Here is a 17139-nt window from a genome sequence, read left to right on the forward strand (position 1 = left end):
ATGCCAAGAAGCAATGATCCATGCAGGAATGCTTTTACTTTATGCCTGATCCTGATAACAATATCCGCCGTTTTCTTTCACTCCGTAAAAATCAGCGAAAGACAGATGAAAAACATCTTTTTCCATACCGGAAAGGTCGATCTTATGTTTGATCAGATATTGATAAATTCCGGAATAATCAATACTTCCCTGTAATAAAATACTGTCTAATTTTCCATCTCGTAAAATTGCACGTTTATAATTGTGGGAATCTTCCTGTTCCAGGACTACATCTCCCTCTTCTTCGATACCGCGTCCGAGAGAAAGTGTGACCAGACCATAGAAATTCATCGTATTTTTCATAGCATAACGATCATCGTAGACAGTTTCGATTCCGCACATATTGAGAGCAGCGACCTGTCCCTGTTTCATGGCATTTGGCCAGATTCCAGATAATCCGGTTACATCTCCGGCAGCGTAAATATCTTTAAAGCTGGTTTCCATGGTGTCAGACACTTTAATAAAACGATCTACTTCGATCGGAGTATCCAGTACGCATTCAACTGCGGGACGAACACCGGCAGCAACAATGACCAGATCACAGTCTACCCGGGTGCCATCATCCAGAAGGACATAGTCGATTGAACCATTGCTGTTCATATGCGTTTCAGAAGCCTTTTTTCCAAGAAGAAAACGGCATCCGTGTTCTTCAAATAATTTCCGATAGGCAGTTCCGGCAGTTTCATTTAACTGGATCGGAAGAATACGATCTGCCATTTCCACAACAGTAACCTCTTTACCCTGCTCGAGAAATGCATAGGCAGCGTCCATTCCAACCAGACCGGAACCAACGATCAGAATCTGTTCTGCCTGATCGGCCAGCGGGCGGATCGCCTGAGCATCCGAAAGATGCCGCAGTCCGAATACATTGTTTGCCTCACGGAACTGTCCAACAGGCGGGATGAAGCTGTTTGCACCGGTTGTGATCAGGAGTTTGTCATAGTGGCAGGATGTGTCATTATCAAGCAGAACCTGCTGGTTTTTTACATCCACTGTTTTTACAGAAACACCCTTGATCCATTCGATTTTATTGGTTTCAAAAAAGTCAGGTTCTACAAAGGACAAGGTATCTTCCTGACGTTCATGGCTCAAATAACGGTGAAGCATGCAGCGGGAGTGTACATGCTCATCTGTGGAAATCATGGTAATAGAGGCATCCGGCTGCTGGCTGCGAATGGTTTTTGCTGCGGTGATCCCGGCAGCCCCCACTCCGATAATAACATGCATCATAATGACACCTCCTCAACATAGATTGCCTGTTTTGGACAGGCTTTTACGCAGTTGGGTTCTGCACCGTCCTGCAGGCAGAAGTCGCACTTTACGACTTTGGTACGGGTGGCAGTATCTGCTTTGAGGACGCCGAACGGGCAGTTCATAACGCACATAAAACAGGAGCCACATTTCGTTTCATCATAAGATACGATTCCCGTTTTCGGATCCTTTGTCAGAGCACCGCTCATACAGGACATCACGCATTCCGGCTGATCGCAGTGTCTGCAAAAAATAGGGCGATAGGTTCCGTCCGGCAGCTTTTCGATGTGGTTTCTGGATTCATTGCGGATGTCCGTCAGATCCAGATCATAAACAGTTCCCGGTGTTTCCCGGTGCGCCTGCATACAGGCGATGGTGCAGTTTTTGCATCCATCGCACTTTGAGGCATCGATCATAATTCGTCTCATAGCGGCACCTCCTATATATGTAAGCCCTGGCGTTTTTCCAGAATAATCTGCTCCAGGATATCAGCAGATTCTTTCGCATCTCCGTTGATGATGACCTGTCCTCCGGTCAGTTCTTTCATATCTTCTGTGAGTACTTTGACTGCAGTTTTGCTTCCCGTTACGAACGGAGGAAGTCCAAGGTGCAGCGGAAGTCCCAGTGCAAGTCCGAAGCATCCGTCAGCCAGTGCCTGCTCTTCCAGCCACTGTGCGGCAGAAAGTACCAGTGGAAGCTGTGGAAGATCTACGCCAAGCTCTGCGGCGATTTCTGTTGCAACGATTTCCAGACGGCCGATCGCAAGACAAGGACCAAAATTCAAAACCGGCGGAATGTTCAGTTTTTCACAGACAGCGCGCAGCTTTGGACCGGCATATTTGGCAGCTTCCGGAGTCATGAGTCCGCAGTTTTCGATTCCGCCTGAAGAACATCCGGCAGTAAGGACGAGGATGTCGCGAGAGATCAGTTCTTTTGTCAGTTCCACGCTCAAGACATCATGTCCGCCTGCAGTCAGGTTGGAGCATCCCACCACACCGGCAAGACCTTTGATCTCTCCGGATGCCAGCAGTTCGATTAGCGGCGTCCACTTTCCGCCCAGGAAGGATTTTAAAGAACCTTCACTGACACCCGTTAATGTATGGTCATTTCCATGTTCTTCCATGAGGTGTAACGCAACACTTCCCCGTCGTTCCTTGTAGGATTCGATGATTTTATCAATAATAATGCTGCTTTGTTCTTCGCGGTTTTCAAATTCAAACGGCATCAGTTCCGCATTCGCTTTCTTTGCAACATCATCCAGACAGATCTGTCGGATCTTCAATTCTTCACAGATTGGCTCGATTCCCGGAAGAGTACAGTTAAATTCTGAAAGAACTGCATCGATCGCTCCGGTTGCCAGGATTGCTTCACTTGTATAGTTGTTTCCTGCATGACCGTCAAATATTTCGGTATAGTGTGCGCCTCTGAGCTGTAAGTCCTGTCCTACGCAGGTACATCCTACCAGTTTGAATCCCTTTGCACCAACAGCCTGCGCTTTTGTCTTTGCTTCTTCTGAAATCAGGCGTTCCTGAAGATCTACGAAAATCGTGTGCTGATGTCCGGTAATCATAATGTTGATGTAATCCGGATCGATCACACGCAGTCCTACCGGGGCCAGGCGAAGCTCCGGCTGTCCGAGCAAAACATCGTTGAGCAGATTGGTTAAGGTCAGCCCGTACACTCCGGTGGAAATACCAAGCTTCAGACAGTCGGTAAGCATATCCACAGGGTCGGAGTTCAGATTGGTGGAACATTTTACAACACCTTTGAATACCTCTGCTTTTGCACCGCCCGGCATGATTCCCAGTTCTTTCCAGCGTTTAATACGTGGTGCATATGCGATTTTCTCAATCAGTTCTGCAGAAACATATTCCGGTTTGTACAGATCGGCAAGTACGGCATCTGCCACTTTTTCTGCTTTTACATAGACATCTTCGTCTGTAATTCCAAACATCTCCGCCAGATGCTCCAGAGATTTCAGACCCTTTAATTCTCCTTTGATCTGGGCGGTTTTCTTCAGATTGAGGGCAGTATTCTCAACGATATGGATATAGCATCCGCTGCCGGAAGCCACTGCTCTTAAGAAATTGCGGGTTACGATCGTATCGGCATCGGCACCGCAGATTCCTCTCGGCGCATTTGGAGTGATGCGGCAAGGACCGTTGGAGCAGAGACGACAACAGACTCCCTGCAGTCCAAATCCACATTTTGTGCTCTGTCCTTCCACGCGGTGATGGGAAGTTTCCATCGGAAGCGAGCGGATAAAGCCTTCTAGAGGCTTGTCTGCGCTTTTGCATGTATTGCATCCATAACATTGATTCATTTTGTAAAATCCTCCTTTGATAAAACTGTACTAAAATAGTAAAGATTAAGGCAAAAAAACACTTACCGAAATAATTCGGCAAGAGATTTTTGTTTCATTTCCTGCACCAGCATATTCTGCAGCCGGCAGAATTCGTGATGTACCAGACATGGATTTTTCGGACTGTTCATAGAACAAGGATAACCCTCTTTCATACATTCTAAAAGAAGGATATCCGGATCTATGGCAGCGCAGAGATCATAGAGAGAAATCTCTGCAAGCTTTAAGTTGAGCGCATATCCCCCGTTGGTACCCCGACAGCTTTTTAAAAATCCGGACTTTTCCAGCTTTCTGGTAATCTTGTAAGTCATGGCAGAGGGCAGATGCTCCATCTCGCAGATCCGTGAGACACTGATTAACTCTCCGGAAGATAATGCACGCATGATGCGGATTGCATAATCACATTCTTTGGTAAATAACATATCTGACCTCCCTGACGTTTTGTCTCATCTTACAATATTGGACTGAAACAGTCAAGTATAATGGAAGCGGAAAAATAAAATAGGGATTATGCATAAAAAAGGCAGAGTTTTTGGGCGATAGGAATAAAAGAAAAGAGAGATATCTATACAATACCACCAAAGTCTACAAAGGAGATTGACAGATGTCAGGAGTTATGCCTATAATAAAATCAAGATATGAAACGGGTTTCAAAAAGTTTCACAGCAGCAAAAGAAAGAGGACATAAGATGGCAAGTATCAGAGAAGTTGCAAAGATCGCAGGAGTTTCACCTGCTACTGTATCGAGAGTGATGAATGGAACAGCGAATGTGGATGAGGAGAAGAAGCAAAGAGTTCTTGAGGCTATTCAAGAAACGGGGTTCAAACCAAATGAACTGGCGCGGGCATTGTTTAAGAAATCATCAAAGATTATTGGAATGATCGTTCCGAATATTGAAAATCCATTTTTCAGTGAAATCGCCAAAGCAGTGGAGGAGGAAGCCTTTCAAAACGGATATAAGATGCTGTTATGCAATTCAGCAAATAATCCGAAGAAAGAACGGATGAACATTCAGATGCTTGTACAGATGCAGGCAGATGGAATTGTGATCATGACCAACAGCGATCGGACCGGAAAGAAGATTGCAGAATGCGGACTTCCGGTTGTCGTGATGGACAGAAAGCTTTCTGAGGGACGGGAAATCGCATTTATCGAATCAGATCATTACAAAGGCGGAAAACTTGCGGCAGAGCATCTGATTGAATGCGGCTGTCAGCATATTGTGTGCCTGCGGGGACCGATGAAGTTTTCCAGCGGGCAGCAGCGTTATCAGGGATATGAGGATGTGTGCAGAAAGTATGGAAGAAAAGCTGTCTGGATCGACTGTGATTATGATTACGATGCCGGACTTGCGGCAGCAGAAGAACTGATTCGCAGATACCCGGATACCGATGGAATCCTGGCGAGCAATGACATGGCGGCAATGGCAGTCTATAAGGTGCTTCATCAGAACGGGCGAAGAGTCCCGGAAGATGTACAGCTGGTCGGATTTGACAATATTGAGTTCAGCAGGAGAATGACACCGGAGCTGACGACCATTTCCCAGCCCATTGAAGAAATGGGAAAACTGGCAGTACAGATGATCATCCATCATGGAGAAGAGATTTCGTATCAGAAAGAAAATATATTTGATGTTGAGCTGATCAGGCGTCAGACGACGAAAAAGAAAGGAGAAGCAGAATGAAACTGGCAGTAGTAGGAAGCATTAACATGGATATGACGGTGACCGCAGAGCGGATTCCGCTAAAAGGGGAGACACTTCGAGGAGACAGCCTTCATTATATTCCGGGAGGGAAAGGTGCGAATCAGGCGGTTGCTATGGCAAAGCTCGGAGCAAAAGTGGAGATGTTCGGATGTGTTGGAGATGACGCAAATGGTACCCGGTTATTGGAGAATTTCAAGAAAGTCGGTGTAGAGACGGGACATATCAAGGTTTTAGAGGGAGTTCCGACAGGGATTGCTATGATCACAGTCGGAGAAAATGACAATACGATCATCGTGGTTCCGGGAGCAAACGGGAAAGTGGACAGAGATTATATTGACAGGATCAAAGAGGAGCTGAAGACTTTTGATATGGTTGTGCTGCAGCAGGAGATTCCGCTGGATACGGTGTATTATGTTGTAGATTTCTGTTATGACAATCAGATTCCGGTAGTGTTAAATCCGGCTCCGGCGTCAAACGTTCCGTTGGAAGTGATCGAAAAAGTGACGTATGTAACACCAAATGAACATGAAGCGGTCCTGATTTTTGGAGAGGAGTATTCTACAGAGGACTTGTTAAGAGAGTATCCGGAAAAACTGATCATCACACAGGGCTCCAGAGGTGTGATTACTTGTTTGAAGAATGGAGAAATCTTGAGTGTACCGGCGAGAAAAGCGAATGTGGCAGATACGACCGGGGCAGGAGATACGTTAAACGGTGCATTTGCCCTGCAGAGAGCAAAAGGAGCGGATATGGAGACAGCACTTCGGTATGCGAATGTGGCAGCCAGCTTATCCACAGAAAAATTCGGGGCACAGAGCGGAATGCCGATGGCACAGGAAGTCGAAGAAGAATTGGAAAAACTGGGAGGAAGAGCATGAAACGACAGGGGATTTTAAACAGTGATATTTCCAGAGTGTTGTCTTATATGGGACATACGGACACAATCTGTATCGGAGACTGTGGACTGCCGATCCCGGATGAGACAGAACGGATCGATCTGGCCGTAAAATTCGGACAGCCGTCTTTTATGGATGTGTTGGAAGAAGTAGGGGCAGATATGAAAGTAGAGAAGATCATACTGGCAGAGGAGATGAAACTTCAGAATCCGGAGATACTCCGTCAGATCGAACAATTTTTTGCAAAGCATGAAACGGGTTTCAAACCAGAGATACAATTTGTTTTGCACAGCGATCTGAAAAAAATGACAAAAACATGCAAGGCAGTTATTCGAACCGGAGAGACAACGCCTTATGCAAATATTATTTTACAGTCGGGTTGTATTTTCTAAGAGAGGAGAACAGCTTATGGAAATTGAAATGAGAGGGATCAACAAGTCTTTTGGGAACAATGCCGTGTTGAACAATGCCGGATTTGTACTCAGTACCGGAGAAATTCATGCACTGATGGGAGAAAACGGTGCGGGAAAATCGACGTTGATGAAGATTTTGACAGGTGTTTATACAAAAGATGTGGGGCAGGTGATCGTGGACGGACAGGAAGTCTGCTACAAAAATGCCAGAGAAGCAGAAAAAGCAGGGATTGTATTTATCCATCAGGAACTGAACGTGTTATTTGATCTGACAGTAGAAGAAAATATGTTTCTCGGCAAAGAAATCAAAAAGAAGTGCGGTGTATGTGACAAAAAAGCAATGCGCCGGGAAGTAGAAAAAATCTTGAAACGCCTTGGAGTAGAGATCGATCCGGGACAGCGGATGGAAGAGCTTTCCGTAGGACAGCAGCAGATGGTTGAGATTGCAAAGGCGCTGATGGTAAATGCAAAGGTGATCATCATGGATGAGCCGACGGCAGCACTGACACAGAGTGAGACGAGAGTACTGTTTGAGGCTGCAAACGCGCTGCGTGAAAGGGGTGTCTCCATTGTGTATATCTCGCACCGGATGGAAGAGATTTTTGAACTGTGCGACCGGATTACGATCCTGAGGGATGGAACTTATATCGACACAAAGAAGATTTCTGAGACAGACATGAATGATGTAGTCAAAATGATGATCGGAAGAGAGATTGGAGAGCGGTATCCGCAGCGGAACGTAAGCATCGGTAATCGTGTTCTGGAAGTAAAAAATCTGACCTGTCCGGGCGTATTTGAAAAGGTTTCTTTTGAAGTGCATGCAGGGGAAGTGCTGGGAGTATCCGGGCTGATGGGAGCCGGAAGAACGGAGATTATGCAGGCAATCTTCGGAAATATGCCGCATGTGACGGGAGAGATTTTTCTGAATGGAAAACAGATCGAGAACAAAACGCCGAAACAGGCAATGAAAAACGGAATCGGATTTATCACAGAAGACCGGAAAGTAGAAGGGCTGATGCTGGAAGAGAGCATTATGAAAAATATTTCTCTCGCAAATCTGAAGCGTATTTCCAGACACGGGGTGATCCAGAGAGAGAAAGAAAAAGAGCTGGTCAAAAAGGGGATCGAGGAGTTACATATCCGGTGTTTTGGACCGCAGCATGAATGTAATAACTTAAGCGGTGGAAACCAGCAGAAGGTTGTATTTGCAAAATGGATGTACACGAATCCGAAAGTGCTGATTCTGGATGAACCAACCCGCGGTGTGGATATTGGGGCAAAAAAGGAAATCTACAGTATTATCAATGATCTTGCCGCAAAGGGAGTGGCGATCATTATGGTATCTTCCGAACTGCCGGAAGTGCTCGGAATGTCTGACCGGGTAATGGTAGTAAGAGAAGGTCTGGTGAGAGGATTTTTAAGCAAAGAAGAGGCAAATCAGGAAAATATTATGATTCTGGCGACAGGAGGAAATCTCAATGAATAAGAAAAAAGCGGCAAATTATATACAAGATCTGGGAGCGCTGATCGCGCTTGTATTGTTAATTGTTGTGATCGGAGCGATCAGTCCGGAATTCCGGACAGTGGGGAACTTCTTATCACTGCTTCGACAGTCTTCTATTAACGGGCTCATCGCATTTGGTATGACTTGTGTCATTCTGACAGGCGGGATTGACCTGTCTGTAGGTTCGGTACTTGCTCTGACGACGGCATTGTGTGCAGGATTTATTTCAGGCGGAATGCCGGTGGGACTGGCAATGATCCTGGCGCTGGTGATCGGAACCGGATTTGGATGTATCAGTGGATTTCTTGTAACAAAAGGCAGATTACAGCCCTTTATTGCAACGTTGATTACAATGACCGTGTTCCGTGGACTGACGATGATCTATATGGATGGAAAACCGATCTCCAACCTGGGAGACAGCTTTACACTGAAAGTGGTAGGAAAAGGAAACTTTTATCACATTCCGATTCCGGTCATCTTGTTTTTACTGATTTTTGTGATCTTCTTATTCGTACTGCAGAAAACAACTTTCGGACGTCATATTTATGCGACAGGAAGCAATGCAAAAGCAGCCAATCTGGCAGGAGTCAATATTGACTGCACAAAACTGGCAGCTTATGCGATTTCCGGATGTATGGCTGCACTTTCCGGGTTGATTTTATTATCCCGTCTTGGTTCTGCACAGCCGACACTGGGCGAGGGCTATGAGCTGGATGCGATCGCAGCCGTAGCACTTGGCGGAACGAGTATGAATGGCGGACGTGGAAAGATCTGGGGAACGTTTATCGGCGTTCTGATCATTGCAGTACTGAACAATGGACTGAATATTCTGGGTGTATCTTCCTATTATCAGGATGTGGTAAAAGGAATTGTAATTTTGATCGCGGTATTGTCTGACAGAAGACGATAAGAGAGGAGAATACGGTATGAGAATGAAGAGATTTGTAAGTGTACTGGCTGCGGCAGTTATGGTGTTTGGTGTGACCGGCTGTAATGCGATTACGATTGACGGAGAAACAGAAAACGTATCCGGAGAAGCGGCAGGAAATGGAAGTATCGGATTTTCTGTCTCTACATTAAATAACCCATTCTTTGTCACATTAAGTGAAGGTGCAAAAGAAAAGGCAAAAACAGAAGGGGAAAAACTGATCGTGGTAGACGCCGGGGATGACGCGGCAAAACAGACCAGCGATATCGAAGATCTGATTTCAAAAAATATCAGTGTCCTGATCGTAAATCCGGTGGATTCCGATGCAGTTGCACCGGCAGTGAAGGATGCGGTTTCAAGAGGAATTAAAGTGATCTCAGTAGACCGCGGTGTAAACGGAGTAGACGTAGACTGTGCCATTGCTTCTGACAATGTGGAAGGTGCGAAAATGGCAACAGAATATATGGTATCACTTCTTGGAGAAAATGCAAAAGTAGCAGAACTGGAGGGCGTTTCCGGAGCCAGTGCAACGATCGAGCGAGGAAAAGGATTCCATTTGGTGGCAGATAAAAAGCTGAATGTTGTTTCCAAACAGACCGCGAACTTCAATCGTTCTGAGGGAATGAGTGTTATGGAAAATATGCTGCAGGCAAATTCCGCAATTCAGGGTGTATTTGCACATAACGATGAGATGGCACTTGGAGCAGTGGAAGCAGTTGGAAACAAGAAAATCCTGGTGGTTGGTTTTGATGCGACAGACGATGCAGTCGCAGCAGTCAAAGCAGGAAAAATGGCAGCAACTGTGGCACAGAAACCGAATCTGATGGGAGAGACAGCAGTTGAGACCGCGATTCAGATTTTGCAGGGTGAAACAGTGGAAAAAACCATCCCGGTGGAAGTGGAGCTGATTACAAAAGAGAGTGTGAAATAAAAGAAAATCGTAAAAATCGTCTTTTGCTTGAGGAAAGTAAAAGGCGATTTTTTATGGGGAATCTTGCACAAAAATCTGCAAAATAGCAGTGAGGAATGGAAGTGTTATTCTATTTATGAAATTTTTATTGGACACTTCATATTCCTCGTGTTAGACTTTATTCATAACATTTCAGGAGAACGGATATTTCTTTTTATTTCCATGTTCTCTTCTTTATTTTCAAAAAACAAATCCAGATGAAATCATCAAATTTTCAATCTAATTCACAAACCATCAGGAGGAACCGCTTATGAGCAATGGATTAAAACAATATTTTCCAATGATTCAAACCCGAGAGGAGCTTTGTAAAAAAATTCAAACTACCCCTGAATTAAAATTTCTGTTTGATTCGTGGGACGAATCCCAACAAGAAGAATTTCTGCAATTTTGCACAGGAATGCAGGGTGTCAAAATACTTTACGATTCTTTTTTCAAAGAAATTTTAAATCCGGATACTGCACCTTCACGTCTGGAAGAATTACTGTCACTGATATTACAACGGCATATTCGTATTTTACACGTACTTCCAAACGATTCTTCCCGAATTGCAGAAGAAAATGCTTTGCTTATTATGGATATTGTTGTTCAACTGGAAGATGGAAGCATTGCAAACATTGAAGTGCAAAAAATAGGATATTCCTTTCCCGGACAACGCAGCGCATGCTATTTGGCTGATCTTTTACTCCGGCAATACAAACGTGCCAAAAATGAACGGAAAAAGAAATTCAGCTATCGGGATATAAAAAGCGTGTATACCATTGTTTTTATAGAAAAAAGTTCCGGAGAGATGAAACGGCACAAGCAGGATTATGTCCACCATTTTTGTCAAAAGTCAGATACAGGACTTCATATGGAGCTTCTGCAGGAATTCGTTTTCATCCCACTTGACATCTATCGGGAAACCCGTCACAATAAAGGTATACCCATCCGGGTATCCCGTAATACATGCCTGCGGCGGGCGGACTTTGTTCGATAAGGTATCAAAAACGATTTAGATGCGTGGCTCACATTTCTCAGCGAGGATAATCCGGAAATAATCGTCCAGCTAATCAAACAATATCCGAAGTTTATTCCTATGTACCGGGAGATTTATGAGCTTTGCAGGAATGTGGAGAAAGTTATGGGATTGTTTTCAAAAGAATTACAAATATTGGATAAGAATACCGTACAGTATATGATCGATCAAATGCAGGATACGATCGATGAACAACAGAGTACTATTCAGGAACAGCAAAACACTATTAAGCAAAAAAGTGAGTTGCTTGCATCTCAGGAAGTTCTTTTGCAACAAAAAGAAAGCGAACTTGAGCAGCTTAAGAAACAGTTAGAAGAACAATGTAAATAATAAGGAATGCTAATTGCTTCGTAAATACAAAGCATTACAGGATACATATTTGGCACTAATGTCACTGATGATTTAAGCCATAGAAAAACCACCCTCAGAATGATATGATACTTTGGCGAGTTTGGGTGGCATTTTCTATGTACATTCTTTAATTGGTCAACCCCTTATGGGCGGTTGTTCTTTTTGCATCTTCAATATAGCACATCTGCATCAATTCTGTAAGGCAATAGGTTACAATTTACATGATTTCTGTTAAAACGTAATTTCTTCGATACTTTTCTACTGATTCTGCAGAAATGTCATGTGTGAATCTTGCTTCAAATACCTTATTATATAGTTCCGCATGTTGTTTTTGGCAAATACTTAAGTAAATTATGGCAATAAGCGCAGCAATAGAAATAATAGTTATTTGCATAATATCATAGAACATATTCGTGCAATTCTCCTTTGTCCATTGTCAGGACTGCTGAATATTTTTGCATGGTTTCCGGAGAGAGTCTGTGAGTGACGCTGATACATGTGATATTTTCCAATGATAAAATACTGTTTTCTACAGCATTTGCGGTTTGTTCATCCAATGACGATGTTGCTTCGTCCATTAGCAGTATATCCTTTCCACTTAACAAAGCTCTGGCGATAGCAAGACGTTGACATTCTCCTCCTGAGAAATTGTTTCCGTTTTCCTCGATTATTGTATCGAGTCCTTGTGGCAAATTTTCAATAAACACCTTTAGTCCTGCTTTCTTAACAGCTTCTGTGATTTCGTGCTCTGTGTATGATTTCCACAGAGTAAGGTTATTGCGAACACTATCATTGAATAAAAAAGTTTTTTGATGAATCATAGCCAGTCTGTCTGGAAGAGCTGCGATTTCATCTGTACAAATCTTTCCTTCGAATTCTGGATAATATCCTGCAATGAGTTTTAACAGTGTGCTTTTCCCACTTCCACTTTTTCCGAGAATCGCGTATTTCTTTCCTTTTTCAAAAGTGGCAGATACATTTTTTAAGATAGTTCTGTCATCGTACTTGAAACTTACATTTCGTAGTGAAATATGTTTTTTGAGTTTGTGTCCTGTTTTTTTCTCATGGATTTCAGGATGAGAAAGAGTATGCAAAGTATCCAATACAGGTCTGGCAGACTTTAGTTCGCTAATCTTTGCAGAAAGCTCGAAGGCAGGAGAAATCACTTGTCCGGTAAGCTGAGTGACTGCGACAATACTGCCAATGGTGATATATCCCTTAACTGCAAAAAATCCAGCCAACCCCATGATAAAAAATTGGACAGCGACAGATGAAAGTGTAGTTAAACCATATACACTTGCCATCAAGGATGAAAAATGTTCTTTGTTGCTATCTAATCGTTTTGCTGTCTTAGAAAATTTATGAAACATCTCATCCTCTGCATGGTAAGTTTTTATCACTTCATAACCAGTTAGAAGATCAGCTACTGTTTCATTGTAGGATGTTGTTGATTTCATGACTGTTTCCTGTGCTGTGCCAAGTACCTTGGTAAAAAGACTTGGCAATAAGCTTGGGATTGCCATGGCTGCAATGGAGATAACAGAAATAAGTGGATTCATGTATAAAAGCACGAGAACAGCAAACACGATACAAATGACAGAGTCTAAGATGGAAATACGGTTTTGCAACACTTTTTCCTCAATGATAGAAAAATTTTGGTTGAATGCCGTAACATATGACGCATTACCCGTTTCTTCATAGTTAGCAATACTTGATTGCAAAGTACCATCTGCTAATACAGTACGCATCTCAAGTAAACGTTTTCTGATATAGCAGGCTTTGTATCGATTTGACAAAAAGATCAGTACACCTAAACATACAGCATAGAGAATACTAATAAACAACACTTTTTGTAAATGGTGAGCGTCTTGGCTGGTAATGGAAATTTGTGCAGCATCAATTAAGGCGTTTAATAGAATTGCGACACCTACAGTTGCCATATTTACTAGTAATTCTAAGAAAAACAGCAGGATGTGTTCCCATTTTATTTTTTTCATAATCTTGATATCTCCCTTCGACAAGTAAATTGTAAAGGGAAGAATGCGGCATTTCCATATCGAGCCATGTATAGTTTTAATTTACATCATTTGTTAAGTTTTTCTCTAAATATTCTTGAACTAAATCTGCCATTTCTTTTTTTCCAATCAGGCGCATATAGGGAATCAGCGCTTCCATACGCATACGACTTTCCTGCCTTTTTTTCATATTGTTAAGAATTTGTGCAATACTAAATTCAATTTCCGGAAGGAGAAACTGTTCTGTTCCACAAATGCTGAGATTCTCTGCTTTTTTTGCATAGAGAAGCGCTTCTTGATACCGTCCCTCATCTTGCAGAATTTGGCTTAGATTATGCGCTAAATTGATCTGAAGGACCTTATAGTCAGAAAGACGACTATGGCTGCGTTCCAAGGCAAACAGGATTTCCTCACCAATACGAATCGCTTCTAAATTTTTACCCGCCATATATTTTGCTGCCGTTAGCATGACAAGAATATTAGCCTCCGTAGGGGAAAACAACTCCCTGCGAAAATCATTGAAGTCGATATCGGGTTTTGTCAGATGGAGTGCGTTTGTTAATTCATCTTCCATTTGCTCGTCTGCAGCACCATCATGCATACGAATTGCCACATGAATCATTTTGGTGTACTGGAGATTAGCGATGTCCATTTTTTCAGTAGAAAGCTGCTGTAATGTCTTTTTTGCCTGAATAAACTCACCTGCGGATACTTGTTTACTGATTTCATCTAAAGTTTGGCGTAAGGATGACTGACACTCGTTTTCATAATAAATATTGCAGAGCTGATAAGTGCTTGTGCCAAGGCGTGCAAGGAGTTGTTCTAAAACTTTTCCCGATGGCATTTGTTTTCCGTTTTCTATCCTTGAGATAGAAACAGGGGAGCAAATACCATCCGCCAATGCTTCTTGTGTTAGTCCCGCTTTTTTGCGTAAATGATGGATTATTTCACCTAATGTATTTTTTTCCATAAGTTTCTGTATTGCTCCTAATAATTTATTCTAATGGATAGAATTGTATCATTGAAATATTCTCTGTTCAATGATGTATTTGTTGTTCAATTTTCCATATTGAATTGTAAATATCTTGTTCCTTGAAATGTCAATTTTCCTTCATCGCCCTCTGTAAGCTTTCCGTACTCTGAGCCGGATACAGACATCTCTATTCTGTCACCGCTTTCCACTTGAAAAGTGACATAATAAGTAGTACTGGATGTTGTATGATATCCATGAGCTCCTGAGGTATCTCCAGCGTTTGGCTGATTGTGATACGTGGTATTCTGGCGTTTTGCAACGATTCTTGCTGATACAGTTAAACGGGGAGAATTATTGTTTTTATGCCAAGTAGAAATCCCCTTTGCCAAAGTGAATATAATCATTATAAAGATTAGTATGAAGATCACAGGAAATAACAATTCTATTATATTGAACATATTTTTTCTCCTCACTTATTGTAATTTTGATTTCTCAGTTCATTTATAAAAATATCTGTGACTATTTTTCAGGCGGCAAGTGCAGATCCAGCATCCGCACACCCAATGGATTTTCTCTCTGACATACAACAAATTCTGTTCCGGACTCTTCCATTTCATACAATTCTTCGGTAACAGGAAATTCAAAAGCTGTTCCGTCATCCAACTGCACAGTCAAAGAATATTCCAGAGAATCATCGTCATCGTCTTGTTCTATATTTCGTTCCAGTACTTTTGCCGGATAGTGGGTTTCCTCTCCACACAGGGCAAAATTACCGGCATACATCATCGGTTCTGCCACCAACAGGAGTGACAGACCGATCATGAAAAGCCCTTCTCCACGCAGACGTTTTGGAGTGCGAAGAACAAAGGCGATGATAAAGATTGCGCCAAGTCCAAACCAGAATGCCAGTGTGTACCATTTTTCTTCCATAATCAGTACTTGCTCCAGACCGTAGTGAAATACTGACATCAGCCACAATGCAGGAAGCAAAACCAGAGGGAGAGAAATGCGGATATGGTGAGACTGCCATTCTGCAGTGGCGCCTTTTTGCTTTCCGTTTAGTGTCAGGACAGGCGCAAACGCCAGATAATATACAATCAATGGAAGGGGAGAAGCTGCCATCAGGTAGATGGTCTGGCTGAACTTCAAGGCTCCTGCGATGAAAAAGAAAAGCGGAATGATACTGCCGGCCCAGAAGAGTGCCAGTACCAGCCATTTCCCAAGTCGGATTTCTTTTAGGTGGCTGTGAAGTCTGGTTGTATATTCTTCCCGCCATTGAATGACAGGTTCGATTCCTTCTTCCTGCTGAATCTGTTGTTCTTTTAACTTTGTTATCTCAAGCGGAATCTCTCTGGATTCGACCCAGTCCGCCAGTTTGTCTACGCCGCGCATATTACGTTCGATCGCGAAAATTTTCTTTTTGTCCGCATTTAAAAACTGAATGGAGTCATTGGCTCCGAAGCGGATGGAAAATCGCTGTCCGGGAAGAAGTTCACGTTTGCGTCCCCAGCTTGTCATATAAGTCAGACTTCCGTTTTCAAAAACGTACAATCTGCGGTTTTTTCCGGCCAGCAGCATCCAGATCCCGCAGATGAGAAGTCCCAGTCCAATCAGAAACATAATCAGACCAAATGGAACATCCAGAGGAGGCTGGACGCAGTATCCGAAAGCAATCAACAAAAGAAAAAGTGCCAGTGGCCAGACAATAAACGCTAAAACAGAAACGAAAAGCCGCTCCTGGATACAAATGACAGGACGGGAATGTTCCGGCAGTTTTGGAGCACGACAAACCAGCAAGGCGATACCGGACAGAAGAATGCTCACATGCATCACAATTCCCAGTGCAATCCCGACAGAAGGGGCATCCCCCATATAAAACAGTGTCATAAACAGTCCCAGGAGACTGTACAAAATGATCACAATACCGGAAAGGAGTGCCGGCCATTTACGAGGTGGTTTGACCACTCCTTCTGGATTCGGGGAGAACGTCATGGACTGATCTGCTGTATCGGATATTTTTCCATCCTCATCGTCTGTCTCCGGAATTTCCGATGGAAGTGACTCTGTCTCCAGATTTGCTCCGCAAGCAGGGCAGGAAGCTACGTATTCAATGATAACTGAAAAAGGAGAACAGGTCAAAGGAAGCCGGGAGCCACAATTCGGACAGATCCAGATCCGGGCGAGGATCTTTTTGCGCACAAAGGCAATCAGAGCCAGTGAAAAAATCGGCCAGATCAGCAATGGCAGTAAAAAGAAAAGCAGTTGATCCTGACGGAAACAAAACGCCAAAAGCAGAAGTTCTGCACCGCCTGCGATCAATAAAATACGACCGGCAATTTTGCCGGAACGTGTAAATGCATTGTGATAAGCAGGGTTTTTCAGCATTTTTAATTCATCCGATTGTGCGGCATCTGCTCCGCCTTCCTGCAGATAAAGGATAAATCGTTCCATTTCTTCATAGAGATTGTCATCGTTTTTTTCCAAAAGCTCCTGTACGGTCTTTCCATCTTCGAGAAAGCAGGTACGAAAACCGTCTGCCCGGATTTCACCGTTTTTGCACTTTACAGTCAAAAGCCCGGGAGCGTATGTGATATCACAATCGCTATAATTAGACTGCAGACGCTGATAAATAGAATTCAGGTGATTCATATAGTGTGCCCTCCTTTGTTAGGTTGTTTGTTTTTGTATTGTATCATATTGCAATAAAAAAGTGGAG

The 17139-nt window shown here is 43.2% G+C and carries 16 protein-coding genes; 8 read left to right on the plus strand and 8 right to left on the minus strand.

Annotation, left to right across the window (positions count from 1 at the left end; all coding sequences use genetic code 11):
* Positions 1-39 precede the first annotated feature (39 nt).
* The 4 genes from FXV78_RS06870 to FXV78_RS06885 all read right to left on the minus strand — a co-directional run bounded on the left by FXV78_RS06870 (position 40) and on the right by FXV78_RS06885 (position 4074).
* Positions 40-1269, minus strand: coding sequence for an NAD(P)/FAD-dependent oxidoreductase (locus tag FXV78_RS06870; protein ID WP_004842737.1), 1230 nt, complete (start codon positions 1267-1269; stop codon positions 40-42).
* Positions 1266-1718 carry a 4Fe-4S dicluster domain-containing protein gene (locus FXV78_RS06875; protein ID WP_172624245.1) on the minus strand — a complete coding sequence of 151 codons (453 nt, stop codon included), beginning with the start codon at positions 1716-1718 and terminating at the stop codon, positions 1266-1268. Before FXV78_RS06875 ends, FXV78_RS06870 begins: the two co-directional genes overlap by 4 nt.
* 11 nt (positions 1719-1729) lie before the next feature.
* Entirely contained in the window at positions 1730-3613 is a 1884-nt protein-coding gene (gene cooS / locus FXV78_RS06880) for an anaerobic carbon-monoxide dehydrogenase catalytic subunit (protein ID WP_039959655.1), read from the minus strand.
* 62 nt (positions 3614-3675) lie between these two features.
* On the minus strand, positions 3676-4074 hold the full coding sequence (locus FXV78_RS06885) for an RrF2 family transcriptional regulator (protein WP_004842733.1): 399 nt from the start codon (positions 4072-4074) through the stop codon (positions 3676-3678).
* Between the two features lie 267 nt (positions 4075-4341).
* Between FXV78_RS06885 and FXV78_RS06890 the strand changes: the two genes are divergently transcribed.
* The 8 genes from FXV78_RS06890 (at position 4342) to FXV78_RS06925 (ending at position 11414) form a co-directional block, all read left to right on the plus strand.
* Positions 4342-5337: a LacI family DNA-binding transcriptional regulator gene (locus FXV78_RS06890; protein ID WP_024853571.1), complete on the plus strand. Its 996-nt coding sequence runs from the start codon at positions 4342-4344 to the stop codon at positions 5335-5337.
* Positions 5334-6236: a ribokinase gene (rbsK, locus tag FXV78_RS06895; RefSeq protein ID WP_004842729.1), complete on the plus strand. Its 903-nt coding sequence runs from the start codon at positions 5334-5336 to the stop codon at positions 6234-6236. Before FXV78_RS06890 ends, rbsK begins: the two co-directional genes overlap by 4 nt.
* A complete protein-coding gene (gene rbsD / locus FXV78_RS06900; RefSeq protein WP_004842727.1) occupies positions 6233-6646 on the plus strand; it encodes a D-ribose pyranase in 414 nt (137 codons plus the stop codon). Before rbsK ends, rbsD begins: the two co-directional genes overlap by 4 nt.
* Before the next feature lie 16 nt (positions 6647-6662).
* Positions 6663-8153 (plus strand): sugar ABC transporter ATP-binding protein, encoded by a 1491-nt coding sequence (locus tag FXV78_RS06905; RefSeq protein WP_039959652.1) that lies wholly within the window; start codon positions 6663-6665, stop codon positions 8151-8153.
* Complete coding sequence (locus FXV78_RS06910) at positions 8140-9081, plus strand: ABC transporter permease (RefSeq protein ID WP_319016651.1); 942 nt, start codon at positions 8140-8142, stop codon at positions 9079-9081. Before FXV78_RS06905 ends, FXV78_RS06910 begins: the two co-directional genes overlap by 14 nt.
* Before the next feature lie 16 nt (positions 9082-9097).
* Positions 9098-10030: a D-ribose ABC transporter substrate-binding protein gene (locus FXV78_RS06915; protein ID WP_004842724.1), complete on the plus strand. Its 933-nt coding sequence runs from the start codon at positions 9098-9100 to the stop codon at positions 10028-10030.
* A 289-nt stretch (positions 10031-10319) separates the two neighbouring features.
* Positions 10320-11045, plus strand: coding sequence for a PD-(D/E)XK nuclease family transposase (locus FXV78_RS06920; protein WP_004842722.1), 726 nt, complete (start codon positions 10320-10322; stop codon positions 11043-11045).
* A gap of 144 nt (positions 11046-11189) precedes the next feature.
* Entirely contained in the window at positions 11190-11414 is a 225-nt protein-coding gene (locus FXV78_RS06925; RefSeq protein ID WP_009245685.1) for a hypothetical protein, read from the plus strand.
* Between the two features lie 419 nt (positions 11415-11833).
* On the opposite strand, the gene FXV78_RS06935 is transcribed toward FXV78_RS06925, so the two are convergent.
* The 4 genes from FXV78_RS06935 to FXV78_RS06950 all read right to left on the minus strand — a co-directional run bounded on the left by FXV78_RS06935 (position 11834) and on the right by FXV78_RS06950 (position 17072).
* A complete protein-coding gene (locus FXV78_RS06935) occupies positions 11834-13432 on the minus strand; it encodes an ABC transporter ATP-binding protein (protein WP_004844825.1) in 1599 nt (532 codons plus the stop codon).
* Positions 13433-13508: 76 nt separating this feature from the next.
* Positions 13509-14420: a helix-turn-helix transcriptional regulator gene (locus tag FXV78_RS06940; protein WP_004844824.1), complete on the minus strand. Its 912-nt coding sequence runs from the start codon at positions 14418-14420 to the stop codon at positions 13509-13511.
* 86 nt (positions 14421-14506) lie between these two features.
* Entirely contained in the window at positions 14507-14881 is a 375-nt protein-coding gene (locus FXV78_RS06945) for a DUF2500 domain-containing protein (protein WP_004844823.1), read from the minus strand.
* Positions 14882-14942: 61 nt separating this feature from the next.
* Positions 14943-17072: a hypothetical protein gene (locus tag FXV78_RS06950; RefSeq protein ID WP_004844822.1), complete on the minus strand. Its 2130-nt coding sequence runs from the start codon at positions 17070-17072 to the stop codon at positions 14943-14945.
* Between the last annotated feature and the right edge of the window lie 67 nt (positions 17073-17139).

Origin of the sequence: Mediterraneibacter gnavus ATCC 29149, assembly GCF_008121495.1 — a bacterium.
Classification (GTDB): Bacteria; Bacillota; Clostridia; order Lachnospirales; family Lachnospiraceae; genus Mediterraneibacter; species Mediterraneibacter gnavus.